At 60.5% G+C, this 17,272-nt stretch carries 14 protein-coding genes and 2 pseudogenes; 2 read left to right on the forward strand and 14 right to left on the reverse strand.

Going from position 1 to position 17,272, the window contains the following annotated elements:
* The 3 genes from nifE to nifD all read right to left on the reverse strand — a co-directional run.
* Window positions 1-1,417, reverse strand: a 1,417-nt coding sequence (gene nifE / locus C7G61_RS39140; protein WP_108522949.1) for a nitrogenase iron-molybdenum cofactor biosynthesis protein NifE, incomplete at its 3' end; no start/stop codon positions are given.
* 98 nt (window positions 1,418-1,515) lie between these two features.
* Window positions 1,516-3,075 carry a nitrogenase molybdenum-iron protein subunit beta gene (gene nifK, locus C7G61_RS39145; RefSeq protein ID WP_057852067.1) on the reverse strand — a complete coding sequence of 520 codons (1,560 nt, stop codon included), beginning with the start codon at window positions 3,073-3,075 and terminating at the stop codon, window positions 1,516-1,518.
* Window positions 3,076-3,145: 70 nt separating this feature from the next.
* On the reverse strand, window positions 3,146-4,648 hold the full coding sequence (nifD, locus tag C7G61_RS39150) for a nitrogenase molybdenum-iron protein alpha chain (protein ID WP_108522950.1): 1,503 nt from the start codon (window positions 4,646-4,648) through the stop codon (window positions 3,146-3,148).
* Window positions 4,649-4,937: 289 nt separating this feature from the next.
* On the opposite strand from nifD, the gene C7G61_RS39155 reads away from it, so the two are divergent.
* Window positions 4,938-5,237 (forward strand): SufE family protein, encoded by a 300-nt coding sequence (locus C7G61_RS39155; protein ID WP_108522951.1) that lies wholly within the window; start codon window positions 4,938-4,940, stop codon window positions 5,235-5,237.
* Between the two features lie 148 nt (window positions 5,238-5,385).
* Window positions 5,386-7,686 (forward strand): NADP-dependent malic enzyme, encoded by a 2,301-nt coding sequence (locus tag C7G61_RS39160; RefSeq protein WP_108522952.1) that lies wholly within the window; start codon window positions 5,386-5,388, stop codon window positions 7,684-7,686.
* Between the two features lie 193 nt (window positions 7,687-7,879).
* Here the strand turns inward: C7G61_RS39160 and C7G61_RS39165 are convergent, their stop codons facing one another.
* The 11 genes and pseudogenes from C7G61_RS39165 to C7G61_RS44225 form a co-directional block, all read right to left on the reverse strand.
* A complete protein-coding gene (locus C7G61_RS39165; RefSeq protein ID WP_108522953.1) occupies window positions 7,880-8,392 on the reverse strand; it encodes a SufD family Fe-S cluster assembly protein in 513 nt (170 codons plus the stop codon).
* Window positions 8,393-8,412: 20 nt separating this feature from the next.
* A pseudogene (locus C7G61_RS47130) lies at window positions 8,413-8,553 on the reverse strand (Fe-S cluster assembly protein SufD); the annotation flags it as partial.
* Between the two features lie 10 nt (window positions 8,554-8,563).
* A complete protein-coding gene (gene sufC, locus C7G61_RS39170; protein ID WP_108522954.1) occupies window positions 8,564-9,313 on the reverse strand; it encodes a Fe-S cluster assembly ATPase SufC in 750 nt (249 codons plus the stop codon).
* Between the two features lie 127 nt (window positions 9,314-9,440).
* Window positions 9,441-10,890: pseudogene (gene sufB, locus C7G61_RS39175) on the reverse strand (Fe-S cluster assembly protein SufB).
* A gap of 228 nt (window positions 10,891-11,118) precedes the next feature.
* Window positions 11,119-11,313 (reverse strand): 4Fe-4S binding protein, encoded by a 195-nt coding sequence (locus tag C7G61_RS39180; protein WP_108522955.1) that lies wholly within the window; start codon window positions 11,311-11,313, stop codon window positions 11,119-11,121.
* A gap of 408 nt (window positions 11,314-11,721) precedes the next feature.
* A complete protein-coding gene (locus tag C7G61_RS39185) occupies window positions 11,722-11,832 on the reverse strand; it encodes a sigma 54-interacting transcriptional regulator (RefSeq protein WP_108522956.1) in 111 nt (36 codons plus the stop codon).
* Between the two features lie 131 nt (window positions 11,833-11,963).
* Entirely contained in the window at window positions 11,964-12,134 is a 171-nt protein-coding gene (locus C7G61_RS45225) for a hypothetical protein (protein WP_190242192.1), read from the reverse strand.
* A 65-nt stretch (window positions 12,135-12,199) separates the two neighbouring features.
* Window positions 12,200-12,358: a hypothetical protein gene (locus C7G61_RS45230; protein WP_190242193.1), complete on the reverse strand. Its 159-nt coding sequence runs from the start codon at window positions 12,356-12,358 to the stop codon at window positions 12,200-12,202.
* Between the two features lie 427 nt (window positions 12,359-12,785).
* Window positions 12,786-12,908, reverse strand: coding sequence for a hypothetical protein (locus tag C7G61_RS47135; protein WP_274542309.1), 123 nt, complete (start codon window positions 12,906-12,908; stop codon window positions 12,786-12,788).
* A 1,924-nt stretch (window positions 12,909-14,832) separates the two neighbouring features.
* On the reverse strand, window positions 14,833-15,441 hold the full coding sequence (locus C7G61_RS39205; protein WP_145963774.1) for a hypothetical protein: 609 nt from the start codon (window positions 15,439-15,441) through the stop codon (window positions 14,833-14,835).
* A 743-nt stretch (window positions 15,442-16,184) separates the two neighbouring features.
* Window positions 16,185-16,652: a hypothetical protein gene (locus C7G61_RS44225; RefSeq protein WP_145963775.1), complete on the reverse strand. Its 468-nt coding sequence runs from the start codon at window positions 16,650-16,652 to the stop codon at window positions 16,185-16,187.
* Window positions 16,653-17,272 lie beyond the last annotated feature (620 nt).

The raw sequence follows: 17,272 nt of genomic DNA on the forward strand, positions 1-17,272 counted from the left end.
TCCGCGCCATCCCCTTGGTCTGCCGATTCTTGGCCACCTCCTCCCACGGCACTGGTCGACGCAGCTGCTCCCACATCGGGTTGAACAGCGCTTTGTCGATCTCCTCGACCAGCTTCACCATACCGACGTAGCCCATATAAGCGTGGCAGCGCTCCTGGTTGATGTCGAGCCAGGGCATCGCCGCTTTCAGCGCAACGAACTGCGATTTGCCACCCGAGAGCATGATATCCGCTTTCGCGTCCTTGAGCATTTTGTATATCTCGCGCGGCGTCATGTCCTCGATCATGTGGGCATCCTGCCCCATCAGCTCCTTGATGCGCTCCTTGTCCTGTTTGGTGGATTTTTTGACGCTGGTGCCGACCAGCTCGAGCCCTGCCTCCTGCAGCGCCGCCACCACGGACCAGGACTTGACGCCGCCGGTGATCAGAAGTGCCCTCTTACCCGCAAACCGCGGCTTGTACCGTTCGATCGCGGCCCAGGCGCGCGCCTCCTCGCGTGCGATCACCGCCTCGGTGCGCTCGATCAGTTCGGAAGGCGCGCCGCGCTCGACTAACAGCCGGGCGATTTCGCGCAGCGAATCGCTAGAATCCTGGATGCCATAGAACGACCCTTCGAAAAACGGGATGCCGTAACGCTCCTCCATCTTGCGCGCGACATTGATCATCGCCTTCGAACATACCATCATGGCAACGCGCGCCCGGTGCGAAGAGGCGACTTCGCGATATTTGCCGTCCCCCGAGATGCAGGAGAGGATGCGGATACCGAGCTCGTCAAGCAGCGGCTTGACCTGCCAAAGCTCGCCGGAGAGGTTGTATTCGCCAATCAGGTTGATGTCGTAGGGCGTGGTGTAGTCCGGCTCTTGCGTGCCGATGACGTGCTCGAGCAAGGCCTCGCCGGCGAGCTTGTTGCCTAGGTTCTTGGGGCCGACGAAGCCCGGCGAATTTACGGGAATGACCGGCTTGCCGAGCTTTTGCGAAGCCGCCTTGCAAACCGCATTGATGTCGTCGCCGATCATGGCGGGAACGCAGGTCTGATAGACGAAGATGGCCGACGGGTTGTACTTGTTGATGATCTCTTTGATTGCCTTGTAGAGACGCTTCTCGCCCCCAAATACTATATCGGTTTCGTTCATGTCAGTGGTGAAGCCGGTCCGCCAGATGCTGGCGCCAGACGAAGCCGCACCGCGGTTGTCCCAGGAATTACCCTCGCAGGCGATCGGACCGTGCACCAGATGGGCGACGTCGGTAAAAGGCTGCAGCGCAATTTTGGCGCCGTCGAAGGCGCAGCCGCCTGCGGCGCCGCCCGGCTGCAGCTGCTTGGTGCAGCCCTTCTTGCGCTCGGCATCCGACTTGTTGGCGTTCTTGGCGCAGCCCGGCTCGTTGAACATCTCCTGGATCGTGGCCGATAGCGAACTCATCCGTCTCTCCTCTCAACCGAGCTTGTTCGCGAAGATCAGTCCATCGTGCGCTTAGGCCATCGCCGACGTTTGCCGGCGATGGCGCGCGCCGTTCGTCATTAACGAATGATGTCGAAGCTATAGTCGGTCTTGCCGGCAATGTTGGTCTTCTTGTCGATCTCGTCGAAGATCTTGTCGAGAATCTTCACCAGCACGTTCATGCCCCCCTGATAGCCCCACACCGGAGAGCGGTGATGGTGATGCCGATCGAAGATTGGGAAACCGATCCGGATCAGCGGCGTACCCGTGTCGCGCTCCAGATACTTGCCATAGGTGTTACCAATCAGGAAGTCGACAGGCTCGGTGAACAAGAGCGAGCGCATATGCCAGAGGTCTCGCGCCGGATAGGCATGGCAGTTCTGCCCAAACGGCGAGCTCCCAAACAACGCCTGCATTTTCTTCTCCCAGGCCTTGTTGCCGTTCGTGGACAGCACATGGATCGGCTCGGCGCCAAGCTCGAGCAGGAAGGCAGCCAACCCATAGCAGAGGTCTGGATCGCCATAGATCGCGAACTTCTTGCCGTGGATATGCGCGCTGGAGTCGGCCATCGCGTCGACCAAGCGGCCGCGTTCTCGTGCCAGTCCCTCCGGAATGTCCTTGCCACTGATGCGCGACAGCGCCATGAGAAACTCATCCGTTGCGGACACGCCCACCGGATAATTGAACGCCACGACCTCCTGGCCATGGGCGGCGATGAACGGCAGCGTCTTTTCCGTGCACCACTGCTGCATGGAGATCGTTGCCTTAGCGTGAACCGCGTTCGCGGCGTCTTCCAGAGTCGTGCCGCCGTCATACATCCGGAACTCGCCGTCGGTCGGTGTATCGAACACATCGGAATTATCGGCAAGAATGGTGTACTGGATGCCCATCAATTCGAAGATGCGCTTGATCTCGCGGATGTTGCCGACGGTGTAGCCGTCAAAGCCGCCGATGAGGTTGATCTTCTTGTTGGGCGCGCGCTCGAGTTTCGCGGCTGTCCCCGCCTTGCCGTCCCAGAAATGCTCGAGGATGCCCTTGAGCGCATTGTCGTACCCGGTGACGTGGCTGCCCACGAAGGCTGGCGTGTGCGCAAACGGCACATCGAAATCAGCTGGCACCGAGCCTTTTTCCTTGGACGTTTTGATAAAGGCATTGAGGTCGTCTCCGATCACCTCCGCCATACAGGTGGTGGAGACCGCGATCATCTTGGGCTTATACATATTATAGCTGTTGGCGAGCCCATCGATCATGTTGTTCAGCCCGCCGAATACCGCAGCGTCCTCCGTCATCGACGAGGAGACGCAGGAGCTTGGCTCCTTGAAGTGCCGCGACAGATGGCTGCGGTAATAGGCCACGCAGCCTTGGGAGCCGTGCACGAAGGGCAGCGTGGCCTCGAAGCCAACCGAGGCGAACACCGCGCCCAGCGGCTGACAGGCCTTGGCTGGGTTTACCGTCAGCGCTTCCCGCGCAAAATTCTTTTCGCGATATTCGGGCGTCTTCGCCCATTCCCTAATGCGTTCGACCTCCGCGGCATCGCGGGGATTCTCGAACATCTTCTTCTTGTTGGCCAGCATCTGCTGGTATTCCGGACCGCGGAACAGCTCGAAATGATCGAGCACGTGTTCTGCACTCTGCGCCATTGGTAGGATCCCTTCGAAAATCGTGATTAATGTCGGCTCCGGCTCTCAGCAGAGAGCCGAGCCACTCGAGTTATTCGGCAGCCAACAGCTTCGGCTTCGGGACGTCCTTCCACGGCGCCTTGGTCTTCTTCCAGATCGGTGAGTTGATGGCCATGTCCATGTCGCGCGCGAAGATCGCAAATCCATCATAGCCATGATACGGACCCGAATAGTCCCAGGAGTGCATTTGGCGGAACGGCACGCCCATCTTCTGGAAGACATATTTTTCCTTGATGCCCGAGCCGACCAGGTCAGGCTGGACCTTCTCGACGAAGCGTTCGAACTCGTAGCCGGTAACGTCGTCGTAGATCAACGTGCCATCCTTGACGTAGTGCTGGGCGGTGCGTTGGTAGTCATCATTGTGGCCGAACTCGTAGCCGGTGCCGACGACCTCCATGCCGAGATCTTCATAAGCGCCGATCACGTGGCGCGGACGCAGTCCGCCAACGAACAGCATCACGCTCTTGCCTTCCAGGCGCGGGCGATACTTAGCGATCACCGCGTCCACCAGCGGCTGATATTTTGCAATCACCCGCTCGGCACCCTCCTTGATCTTGTCGTCGAAATAGCCGGCGATCTTGCGCAGCGACTCCACGATCTTAGAGGGCCCGAAGAAGTTGTATTCGCACCAGGGAATGCCAAACTTCTCCTCCATGTGCCGCGAGATGTAGTTCATCGAGCGGTAGCAATGCAGCACGTTAAGCTTCGCCTTTGGCGTTGCCTCGAGCTCGGCCAGGGAACCGTCGCCGGACCACTGCGCGATAACGCGCAGGCCCATTTCCTCCAGCAGGATTCGGGATGACCACGCGTCGCCGCCGATATTGTAGTCGCCGATGATCGCGACATCATAGGGCGTCGGCTCGAACGTCGGCTTGCTCTCGGGCGTGACCTTGTCGAACACCCAATCGCGCACCGCGTCGTTGGCAATATGGTGACCGAGCGATTGTGACACGCCGCGGAAACCCTCGCAGCGGACCGGCACGATGGTCTTGCCCCCATATTCCTTCGACTTCGCCCTGGAGACCGCCTCGATGTCGTCGCCGATCAGGCCGATCGGGCATTCCGATTGGATGGTGATGCCGTTGTTGAGCGGGAACAGCTCCTGGATCTCGTCAATGACTTTGACGAGCTTCTTGTCGCCGCCGAACACGATATCCTTTTCCTGGAAGTCGGACGTGAACTGCAAGGTCACGAAACTATCGATGCCTGTCGTGCCGACGTAATAGTTACGCCGCGAGCCCCACGAGTACTGTCCACAGCCGACCGGACCATGGCTGATATGGATCATGTCCTTGATCGGTCCCCAGACCACACCTTTGGAGCCCGCGTAGGCGCAACCGCGGATCGTCATCACGCCGGGGATGGATTTGAGGTTGGACTTGACTCCGCAGTCCGACTTGCCGACCTCGTGAACATTAAGGTGCTTGGCGCGCCGTTTTGCGGTCTTCTCCGGATAGACCTTCAGCACCTCCTGAATCAGCTCTTTGTTGCGGGCTTTGATTTCTGCGATGCTCTGGGTCGGGGCTAGACTCATGCTGATATCCTTCAAAGGTTTCCTGTTGCGACGGCGGCTCTCGGCCAAGAGTTTTGCAACGACCGTGCCAGCCGCGGCGTAAGCGCAAAAATCAGCGCAGTTGAAAGTAGATAGCCACGTTCGCGCGGGTAACCGGACCGTTGTTGCAAACCCGACATTGAGCGTGTCCACAGACGTGCTCGTTTGATCCTGTTCGAAATAAAACAAGGGCGAGCGCGCGTAATATTGCACCGCATTGCCCCACAAGGCCGCGAGAACATTGCGATACTTGGCGGGCCCGCTGCCGGAAATGGCACATGACGAGGCGCCCCAGCTGCAAGGCTGCGTCAGCCAGTCTGGCTCACCATTGTTGCGAAGCCCGACCGCTGCTCACCTCGTTGGCGACGGTCGTGCGCACATTGCGCCTGGCCTCGTCGCCATCCTGATCCGAATGCTATTGGGCCGACCAGCCAGAGAGATCGTCGCGGCCGATCCGCAGGCGTTGCTCGAGTGCCTTGAGCACCTCAAGCCACAGCGCTCGTACGATTTCCGCTCTATGGTCTTCTGCATGCGCGTCGACGCCCAGGCCGCCCTAGCTGATGCGCCTTAACGCACTAGGGGCTGTTGATGGGGTGCGATCCGATGTTGCATCCAGGTTGCCGGGCGTGCTTCACATCCGGCTCCATCTACCGGACAACTGACCTCGGTTAGACTAGCACAGAATTAGAAGCTTCGGGTCAGGGAAACGCGAGAGTAGCATGTCATCCCATTCTGAAGATCTCCTTTCGGCGGCGCTGGCTTATCACCGGCTGCCACGACCCGGTAAGCTCGAAATCCAGGCGATCAAGCCGCTCGTCAACCAGCGCGACCTTGCGCTCGCTTATTCGCCCGGCGTTGCCGCCGCCTGCACCGAAATCGCCAAAGACCCCGCTGAGGCCGCCTCGCTGACGGCGCGTGGCAACTTGGTCGCCGTGGTGTCCAACGGTACCGCGGTGTTGGGGCTTGGCAATATCGGTCCCTTAGCGTCCAAGCCCGTGATGGAAGGCAAGGCGGTCCTGTTCAAGAAATTCGCCGGGATCGATGTCTTCGATATCGAAATCGCCGCCGACACCATCGAGCGCGTGGTCGAGACGGTGGCGGCGCTGGAGCCGACCTTCGGCGGCATCAATCTCGAGGACATCAAGGGACCGGAGTGTTTTGAGATCGAGGCGCAGCTCAAGGCGCGCATGAAGATCCCGGTGTTCCATGACGACCAGCATGGCACCGCCATCATCGTCGGAGCCGCCATCGTCAATGCGCTGTTGCTGAACGGCAAGAAGCTGGCCGATGTGAAGATCGTCTGTTCGGGCGCCGGCGCCGCCGCAATCGCGTGCCTGAACTTGCTGGTCTCGCTCGGTGCGCAGCGCAAGAACATCTGGGTCTGCGACATCGACGGCGTGGTGCATGAGGGCCGCAACACGCTGATGGACCGCTGGAAGGCGGTCTATGCGCAGAAGACCAGCGCGCGCGTGCTGGCGGACGTGATCGGCGGCGCCGATATCTTCCTGGGGCTATCGGCACCCAACGTGTTGAAGCCCGAGATGGTCCAGTCGATGGCCGACCAGCCGCTGGTGATGGCGCTGGCCAATCCGAACCCGGAAATCATGCCGGACGAGGCGCGGAAGGCGCGGCCCGACGCGATGATCTGCACCGGACGTTCCGACTTCCCGAACCAGGTCAACAATGTCCTGTGCTTTCCGTTCATCTTCCGCGGCGCGCTCGACGTCGGCGCCACCGGGATCAACGAGGAAATGAAACATGCGGCCGTCGAGGCGATCGCGCAGCTCGCGCGCGATCCGCCGTCGGATGCGGTGGCGCGCGGGTTTGACAGCGGCGAGACGCAAGGTTTTGGACCGGGGTCGCTGATTCCGAGCCCGTTCGATCCACGGCTGATCCTGCGCATCGCGCCCGCGGTGGCGAGGGCCGCGATGGAATCCGGCGTGGCGACGCGCCCGATCAAGAATTTCGACGAATATACTGCGCTATTGGAACGCTTTGCGTTCCGCTCCGGCCTCGTCATGAAGCCGGTGTTCGCCAAGGCCAAGACCCAGCCGGTCCGCGTGATCTATGCCGAGGGCGAGGACGAGCGCGTGCTCCGCGCGACGCAGGTCGTGCTCGAGGAAAAATTGGCGCGGCCGATTTTGGTGGGGCGTCCCTCGGTCGTCGAGGCGAGGCTCAAGCGGTTTGGCCTCTCGATCAAGGCCGGACAGGATTTCGACCTCGTCAATCCCGAGGACGATCCGCGCTATCGCTCCTATGTGCAGACCTATATCGACGTCGCCGGACGGCGCGGCGTCACGCCCGAGGCCGCACGTACCGTGGTCCGCACCAACAACACCGTGATCGCAGCCCTTGCGGTGGTCCGCGGCGAGGCCGATGCGATGCTCTGCGGCGTCGAAGGCCGCTATATGAGCCATCTGCGCCACGTCCGCGAGATCGTCGGCTTCCTTCCCGGCGTCAGTGATTTCGCGGCGCTGTCGATGATGATCACCAGCAAGGGTTCCTATTTCATCGCCGATACCCAGGTGCGGCCCAACCCGAGCGCCGAAGAGCTCGCGGAGATGGCTTCGCTTGCGGCGATCCATGTGCATCGGTTCAACATGAAGCCGCGCGTCGCGTTCGTGTCACATTCCGACTTCGGCAGCTACGACAGCGACTCCTCGCGCAAAATGCGCCGTGCCACCGCGCTCCTGAAGGAAAAGCACCCGGAGATCGAGGCCGACGGCGAGATGCAGGGCGATACCGCGCTCTCGGCGGCTGCGCGCAAACTCGTGCTGCCGCATTCCAAGCTCGAAGGCGACGCTAATATCCTGATCATGCCGAGCCTCGACACCGCCAACGTCGCCTACCAGATGATCAAGACGCTGGCGGACGCGCTGCCGGTGGGACCGATCCTGATCGGCCCGGCACGCCCGGCGCATATCCTCACACCGGGGGTGACGGCGCGCGGCGTGCTCAACATGACGGCGGTTGCCGCCGTCGAAGCCCAGGAGCGCGCCGGCCGCCCGCAACTCGGCTAATTGAAGGCGGTCGCCTTCCGGGCGCAGGCGGATTCGATTTGATCGCGGAGAGCGGAACGACCATAATCGTTCCGCACAGGTCATGCTGAAAACATTGCGCTTCGCTTTCACGCCGACCGCGATCAATCCGGAGGAAATATTGATGCCGTCCGCCAGGTCCGCCACCACGTGCAGATGCGCAAAATTAGCCTCATCACCGACCGAGACGATCACCGCAGCATTGGCCTGGTAGGTGCCAGCGCCTTCGGCCGCCACAAAGCTTTCGACCACGGCCGCCTGCACGCCCGCGCCAAGCCTCAAATGCGAGCGCGTGAAGCTCGATGCCGACGATGTGGCTACGATTGGACGATTGGATCGGCCGGGACAGCACGGCGCCGGCGGCGACCGTGATGATCACGCCGTCGGTCACCATCGCGGCATTGAGCGAGATCACCGCATCCGTCGTCGCGGTCAGCAGCAGGTCGCCTCGCTCCTCGTTGGCCGGATTCTCCAGAACTTCACGCAGCGTGCGCACCTCGACGCCGTGGCCCAGCTCGGCGACGTCGGAGAGATCGCGCGCGAACACCCCATCGACCAGCACCAGCTTCGTCGCGCCTTCGATCGCCGCCTGCGCGACCGCGGCTTTCGCCCGCGCCAGCGCGGCGGCATCGGGCGCGGCAGCGGCGCCACCTCGCGCACCAGCGCACGCAGGTCCGTGTACTTCCACTCCTCGATATGCCGATGCGGCAGGCCTGCACGCTCATAGGCCTTGAACGCCTTGGCGCGCGCCTCCGCGACAGCGCCCGCGCCGGGCAGCCGGCTGTGGGCATTGGCAAACACATTGCCGACCGCACGTCCGGTATCGGCTTTTGCCAGAACCAGGTTCATCGAAAGCTCCTTACGCGCTTAGGCCACGCTGGGCGTACCCGGCGGCCTCGAGTTCCCGCGCGAGCTGCTGGTCGCCGCTCTTCACGACGCGCCCTTTCGACATCACGTGCACAACGTTAGGCACGATGTAGTTCAGGAGTAGCTGATAGTGGGTGATGACGATCATCGCCCGATGCGGCGAGCGCAGCGCATTGACGCCATCGGCCGCTATCCTGAGCGCGTCGATATCGAGGCCGGAATCCATTTCATCGAGGATGCAGACGGCAGGCGCGAACAGCGCCATCTGCAAGATCTCGTTGCGCTTCTTCTCGCCGCCGGAAAAGCCGGCATTGACGCCGCGCTTGAGCATGTCCTGCGGGATGTTGAGGGACTTTGCGACTTCGCGCACCTTGAGAAAGTCGGGCGTCGAGAACTCGCTCTCGCCACGCGCCTTGCGCTGAGCGTTCAGCGCGGTGCGCAGGAAGTTCATGGTGGCGACGCCAGGGATGTCGACCGGATACTGGAACGCCGGGAACACGCCCTTGGCGGCGCGCTCGTCCGGCTCCATCTCCAGGAGGTCTTCGCCCCGGAACAGGATCTGGCCATCGGTTACTTCATAGCCTGGCTTGCCCGCGATGACGTGCGACAGCGTCGATTTGCCGGAACCGTTCGGCCCCATGATCGCATGCACCTCGCCCGGATTCACGGTGAGCGTTAGCCCGTGGAGAATTTCGTTATCCTCAACGCGAACTTTCAGATCTTTGACTTCAAGCAATGACATTTCGTTTTTCCGTTTTTACCCCTTGTCCTGAGGAGCTCCGTCAGGCGCGTCTCGAAGGACGTGGCACACAATCTTTCCTCGCATCCTTCCGGACGGCAGCTCACGCGGCCTCCTCAGGACGAGGTCGCTATCCCACCGATCCTTCGAGCGAGATCGAGATCAGCTTCTGCGCCTCAACCGCGAATTCCATCGGCAGCTGCTGCAGCACATCTTTCACAAATCCGTTGACCACGAGGCCGACAGCTTCTTCCTGGCTGAGACCGCGCTGGATGCAATAGAACAGCACGTCCTCGGAAATCTTCGACGTCGTCGCTTCATGCTCGAAGGTCGCGGACGAGTTCTTCGCCTCGACGTAAGGAACGGTGTGCGCGCCGCATTTGTCTCCGATCAGGAGCGAGTCGCAGGCGGTGAAATTGCGGGCGCCAGTCGCCTTGCGGTGCGCAGTGACGAGTCCGCGATAGGTGTTCTGCGAGACACCCGCCGCGATGCCCTTGGAGATGATCCGGCTGGTCGTGTTCTTGCCGAGATGGATCATCTTGGTGCCAGAATCGACCTGCTGGTGACCGTTCGAGATCGCGATCGAATAGAACTCGCCGCGTGAATTGTCGCCGCGCAGGATGCAGCTCGGATATTTCCAGGTGATCGCCGACCCGGTTTCGACCTGGGTCCAGGAGATCTTTGAATTGTTGCCGCGGCAGTCGCCACGCTTGGTGACGAAATTGTAGATGCCGCCTTTTCCTTCGGAATTGCCGGGATACAGTTCTGCACCGTCGAATATTTGATTTCGGCATCGTCGAGCGTGACGAGTTCGACGACTGCGGCATGCAGCTGGTTCTCGTCGCGCTGCGGTGCGGTGCAGCCTTCGAGGTAGCTGACGTAAGAGCCCTTGTCGGCGATGATCAGCGTGCGCTCGAACTGGCCGGTGTTACGTTCGTTGATGCGGAAGTAAGTCGACAGCTCCATCGGGCAGCGCACGCCCGGCGGCACGTAGACGAAGGAGCCGTCGGAGAACACCGCCGAGTTCAGCGTTGCGAAGTAATTGTCCGAGGTCGGCACGACCGAACCGAGATACTTCTTCACCAGTTCGGGATGTTCGCGGATCGCTTCCGAGATCGGCATAAAGATCACGCCGGCCGCCTTCAATTCCTTCTGGAACGTGGTCGCCACGGAAACCGAATCGAATACGGCGTCAACCGCGATCTTGCGCTCGCCTTCCGGCTTCACGACGCCTTCGAGCACCTCGACTTCCCGCAAGGGGATGCCGAGCTTCTCGTAGGTCTTGAGGATTTCCGGATCGATCTCGTCGAGCGAGCCGATCTGCTTCTTCGGCTTCGGCGCCGCGTAGTAGTGAATGTCCTGGTAGTCGATCTTGGGGTAGTTGACGCGCGCCCAGGTCGGCTCGGTCATGGTCAGCCAGCGGCGATAGGCCTCCAACCGCCATTCCAGCATCCAGGCCGGCTCGTTCTTCTTCGCGGAAATGAAGCGGACGGTGTCTTCCGACAGACCCTTGGGGCCTTTTCCGATTCAATGACCGTCTCGAAACCATATCGATACTGGTCGACGTCGATGCGGCGCACCTGGTCGACCGTCTTCCGTACGGCTACATTGCCCGCTCCGCAAGGACAACTCCGCCCATTTCCGACGAGGGCTGCGCCGTGCCTGCTTCGATCCATAGGCGATCGCGCTAGCCGCACGCAGTTCGAGGCCGGCGATCAGGCCAATCGGGCGACCGATCAAAGAAGTTGCCGCCGCCGAGAGAGTCTCAATCTTGCTGCGCGTCACGGCCCCACTCATCGGCCGCTCTTCTATGCCTGCACGCATGTGTCGGGCACCGGGCAGACAACAGCGCATTGCGGCGCGTCAAAATCACCCTCGCATTGGGTGCACTTCTTCGGATCGATTACATAGATGTCGTTCTTGAGGCCGATTGCTGCGTTGGGGCATTCGAACTCACACGCGCCGCAGACGGTGCACTGGGAGGCAATTATCTTGTAAGCCATAAACTCCGATTCCTTGGGCAGGCGACGCGGGACGGCTTCTTTCTTTCAAGGCTCGTGCCAAACGCCGAGCTTTGATTTATCTCGGCTATTTTCCGTCTCGCGCGTGTCCTGGGCCAGACAGCGTGTCGCGACCACAACACTCGGCTCACAGGCGCCTGATATGAATGCCGTACTTCTTGAGCGCGTAGCTGGTCTGGCATGGGGTTAACTCGAGGAGGCGAATCGCCCTCCGCCCGCGCCCAGCCCGACTTCTCTACGCCCGCGATAACGGTGTCGCGGTCGGTAATTTTCGCCCCGCTCCCCGACGCTGATGCCATGGTAGAGGTCTGCGCGGTACTTGTTTCGCGCCACCGCCTTTGGAGAGTGCGGTTGATGGCATCAGTGACAGTACGGCGACCTTGATAGTCTCTAGTCGCCGACGCGCTGGAACCCCTGCTCCTGCAGGAGACAGAGCAGCTTCTGGGGGAGTGGCGAGATCTCACCGATCTCGTCGAGAAACGGCGTTGCCATGTCAGCCATTCGATATTCCTTGAGCGGAGTTCAGAGCTCCGATGAAGACCTCTTCTCTTGGGCGGACAATTCCGATCCAGCACCGTCTCAGGCAGCGGGGGCGACAGCTCGTGCACGCGTGGCGACCAGTTCCTCGCCGGTCACGGAACGCCCCGCAACAGTACGATCGTGTTGGACTTGGCAACGACCGCGATCTTCTCGATCTGGCCGCAGTGACGGTGCTGATGACGCTTGAAATGGACCTTCTTGCCGTCGCGGGTGGGCTTCAGCTCTGACAGCCTCTTCTGTAGCCCCGAGCGCGGCGCCAACAATTGCCCGCAGTCGCGCGAGCAGGCAATGCAGCTTCACGGTTGGCCGCCCAGATTGGCTATGATGGCTAGAGGGCGGCCGTCGGAATCGATCGATCGTCCAGCACCCGATCTGCCCGCAACCGTTGCACCATTGCGAAGTGAACGATGCGCGCATCTTTGAAAGCGCCGAGTGCATCCATATTGTCGGGGCAAAACACCGGATGCGCGGCGATCGCAAAAAACATTGGCCCTTATCTGCTTATTTCCTGCAAGGTTTTAGGCCAGCGTAAGCGACGCGATAGCCCTCGGACTTTTGCGCAACGTCGCGTTCGCAACAGATTGGCGGATTTGAGACAAGCCGAGGGTTTGCTTTCGGACAGAAAGCGCGTGCTGCACGCCCGCCTGTGATCCGGGGCAAGATGGCCTTTCATGACGCTCTGTTTGCCGACACCGCGCAGATGGAAGATGTCGTCGGTGAGCGCGTCCATGATACCATGCAGATGCTTAAAGCGGTTCGCGCCGACTGCAGTAGGCGGGGGCAGGTCCTCGTCTCCATGTCGCAGACGAAACCCGACCGGCAGGATCGGCATCGTCGACGGAGACGGATGGACCGATGCTGCCGACGCCATTGCGAACCGGCTGGTGATCTAGGCGCGGAAACGCTTTGTCTAATCAAACTTCGCCGGCCGTTGGCGGGCGCCAGTCGAAATCGGCACGCGCATCTACAAAGATCTCGTAACCGGCCATCTCCGGCGTGCCGGTGTTGGCCTCGCGGGACGGTGTGCTGCGCGGCATCTCCCGTCACGGCAGCGATGTTCGTTCCGGTGTCAAGCTCTTGGAGATCGATCCGCGCGGCCGGTTGGCGCAATGGACTGGCATCGACAGCCGCGGCCCGGCGGCACAGGCTCCGAATTGACCACAGAGCCTCAACGTCAAAGGAAATGTGGTTGCTAAGAGCCGTTCAAAGGCGGAACGCTGTTCAAGCAGGCGCTTCTCAACGACTTTTCGCTCCGCATCAGGCAGCTCGGTTTGAAGCAATCTACGACAACGCCAAATGTCGTTCCGCACGGATTTGATCTCACTTAAGCTATCATCAATCGAAGTCATCCCGGATGCCTACTTAGTTTGGAACTACTGACCAATCGTGCCATTCTTCAGCAAGGGGCAGTACATTTGCCTCGCGGCTCGATCGCGAATGATTCGGTGTGCGCGAGGCTTGCATCGATCGATACCACCTCATCGCAGCGTGTCTGTCGATAGAACGCTGCGGCTCGTCAGCAGCAGTGCAGTCAGGCCTGCTGAAACGAGGCCGCCGCGTGGCCAATCCCCGCGTGGCGGCGGGCCGTTCTTCTCGTCCAGCTGCTTCAGCGCCGCCAGCATGTCGTCCAGATACAGTCTATGCAGGATAAGCGTTACCTCGCGAAGCGCCGGGAGAATTGACCATACATATCCAAGGGCCATGACGATAGGATTACGCGCTTCTCGTCTGAAAAAAAGGAGGCATCGTTCAGCACATCTTCGGATGAACCGTAGTGCGAGTGCGATACCGGGTGGATTTTGGGCTGGCACTGTGGTGAGCGGCAAGGGAACTGAACTGACTGTGGCGCAAACTTCGCGCGTTGAGCGACGCGGAGGCAGCCAGCGCATCGAATTCTTCTCTGGACTGGATGTCGACATGGACGAGACGATCTGGTGGTGGACGAAGGTAAAGCTGTTGGCCATCGAAAGAGCATTGAAGCCATTCCTTGGTCGGCTACGCGCCGCCCCCGGGGGTGCCAGAGCGCTTCGGTCTTCCGCTAAATGAACTGAGCTCCCCAAGAGCGCGATGAGGGCCTGGACGCTCTCGACCAATTAGAAGTTGAGATCTATTCTGGCTTCCGCATCCTGGCCATCGTCGATGACTTCACGCGCGAACGTCTTGAACAGGTTCTATTTTGTGGAGTAGCATCATGACGCCTGCAAAATCCGCGCAAAATAAAGTATGTGCTGAGTTGAGAGGTGTTTTGGAGCATGCTGTCCGGATGGTGCCCGAAGCGAGGCGGACGTCTTCGTTGAAGGCATGCCTTGCCGAGAAGGTCTTAACTCTGGCCGCAGGGGGTGAATCGGATCCAACTATCTTGGCGCGTGTCGCGGTGCGGACAATGCAGGAATCCTGTCGTAGCTGCTACGGATGTGAAGGGTAGTGACCTGCGCGCGATATCTTGCGTATCGCCCGCGCACTTGAACTGCTTCACTGGCGGCCGAAGGCGGATTCGCCCCGGTAATCGGTCCCGCAACAGCGATGGTGTGATTTCCTGGGGTCGTCAGGATCGCTTTGGTCTTGGGTTCGCGGCCTCAAAGTCCAGATCATTTTCCTGCCGGCAGCGATTGCAAAGCTCGTCATCAATAATATGCGAAGGCGAGCGCTGGCGACAGAAGATCGCACTATCAGCGTGGCTTCTGCCGCGTTGATTGATCAGCGACGCAGTTACTCTCGCATTCGCGCCGATTAACCCGCTCTTGCAAATCTCGAAGCCTCTCAGTGCGATTGCCATCCATGTCGAACCAAAACGTCGGCTAGCTCGCGGCTGGCCTTGACGTCGACCAATTGCCCTCCCCTGCCCGCGTCCGGCAGCTGGTAGGTGCCGTGGGAAAGTCCTGCAGGAACGGCGAAACAGAAATCAGGTCGCTGCGTGATATGCCTCTGAACCGCTTACCGGGTGGGACGATTCCGGACGACTTACGGCCGGTTTGGCGGCGTCCAGGGCGGGGCAGAGTCGGCATCGTCACGCAACTCGTGCGCTGTGCGCGCATTCAAATCAACCAGTGACTCAAGGCCGCCGTAGATGTCTGGCGACGGGCCCTGGCAGACGACGACGGTCGGGCGAGGTTCCAGCGCCGGCGCAGACTGAGCATCGTCACGCAAATCGTGCGCTGTGGGCCCATTCAAATCAACCAGTGACTCAAGACCGCCGTGGATGTCTGGCGACGGAGCCCTGACAGACGGTCCGGCGAGGTCCAGCGCGGGCGCAGGGTGAGCATCGTCACGCAAATCGTACGGTGTGGGCGCATTCAGGTGAACCAGTGGCTCAAGACCGCCATAGATGTCTGACAACGGAGCCCCGACAGAAGGGTCCTGATCGCCCTCCATTGCGGGCAAACCCGATTGCTCGCGGCCTTGCAACCCCAGCGCCTGGTCCGCGTCGACCGTTTGTAGGTAGTTCCGAAGGATCGCCAAATCCCCGTCCATTAGTGTTCGATTTCGACCCGATCCCCTGAACACCGTAACGTCTTCCTGAAACGCGTACTGGTGCCGCTGACTGCCGCTGACTGCCGTTGAGCCGGCCAACGATGGCTCCCCCTATTCTCCTTTTTCAGCCAGTCACTGAGCGCGCGAAGACGGGTAGCCCGCATATGAATAGGCCTCCTCTGCTCACCAGTCGAGGCTCCAACGTCGCGCGCGGCGTGCCACAACGCCTCGTTGATCAGGCGGGCATCTAGGGGATAGGGATCTAGGGCGCGAGGGGCTCGACCGAGTAGGTCATCTAGCGTCGGGAGTGTCCCGGGCAGGAGCTTGTTCACCGACGACACGACACTCCGGGGACCACCACCATTGGTGATATAGTCCCGCATATCGGCCACAAGGGAATCGTGGTCAAGCCGGCCCGCTATTGGAGCCCTATTGTTCTAGCGAAGCCAGATGCTTAGATCTTGTACATCAGTTCGCGCGTTCGTGACGCAACGCTCGGGTACGCCTTTGTCGCGGGCTGCTGGCTTGGCTTCGCGAATAAGCGCCACGTCCTCCCCAAAGGCCTGGCTGTAGCCGCGCCTGGGCCTGCCCGAGCCCGAACCGTCTCGCAGTCCGCTCACGCGCTCTTCAAAGCTGGCTTGCAGGCTCGCCGCCCCGATCCGCGGCATCCAAAAGTTGCTCCTGGTCGACACTCTGCGCGGGCCAGTGGGCGGCTGAACCCATTCCCTGCCAAAGCTCCGGCGCATCGAATCTGTCGGCCAGCACCGGGCCGCCCCGATCCGCGGCACTACCCAAAAGCTGTTCCTGACCGAAACTTTGCACGGGCGAATGGGCCGCCGGCCCTAATGGCAACCGCGAACTGCCTCCCTCCCCGCGCGAAGTGCCCTGCCCGCGCTCTCGCGGTACTCACGAAGCCTGTTCAACGCATAGATGAGTTTGTTGTCGCTCGGAAACAACCTCTTAGCGTGGCCGACCAGCGAATCGTGACCGAGCATAGCAATCGAGGAAGGCCGGAGTGCTGCAGATAACTTGCGAAGATTGCTAGAATAATTTTCGGCGGTTTTCCGGTCGATCGCTCGACCAAAGCCTGCTTCGGCCGCCGCCCTGATGAGGCGGTCATCTTCTTTGGAAGCGCGATAATGTGTTGTAATGGGGCGAGCGGCGGCACCGGGCTCACGATATCGACTAAGCATTGACAACGCGGGGACGATTACCTTGTCTTTCGGAAACAGCCGTTTAGCGCGATCGAGCAACGACTCGTCATCGAGCACAGCAATAGTTTGGCCAGAACGCTTGAGCACATCAGCCAATTTGCGAAGATGACGATCATAAATGCCGACGGTGACGGTGCTCGGCGGCGTCCCCCGATCACGGGCTGCATCGGCCGCTGCTTGGATGAGGCGATCGTCTTCCTCAGAGATATCGAAAACTCTCTGTCGGGATTAACGGCATCCATCTGAGGCAGCTCGTCCAAATGCTGCGCAAAATCCACTTGCTGCTGTTGCGGCTGTTGGGCCGTGGAGTTGTAGGCAGCAAACTCTCTGTCGAACGGATTGATTTTGTTAAATGGGGCCATGTTCCCGTCCGATTGGAGCCGTTTCGCATATCTGAGCAGCGCGTTCGCTCTCGACCTCCCACGCTACTACCGTTAGCTTTCGAGAAGCTGACGCGGTTTAGAGAAAATAGAATATGAGCCAATGGCCAAAGCGTTCTTTCTGCGGGTGCAGCAGGATCGGTGTCTGCCGAAGAAAGGCTCCTATGAGCATGAGAGAGTTTTGAATCGGGAAGGTGAAAGCAATTGCAACCTCCGTTTGCCGCTCCGCTAGCAGCCCAGTACGGGGCAGCGGATCGCCCTATGGCCGTGCAGGCCATCATGCTGAAGTCGAAATCAAAATGATGAGCCTTGCCCGGCCGATGCTTGCGCTGCGGC

This window comes from Bradyrhizobium algeriense (assembly GCF_003062295.1).
Taxonomy (GTDB): Bacteria; Pseudomonadota; Alphaproteobacteria; order Rhizobiales; family Xanthobacteraceae; genus Bradyrhizobium; species Bradyrhizobium algeriense.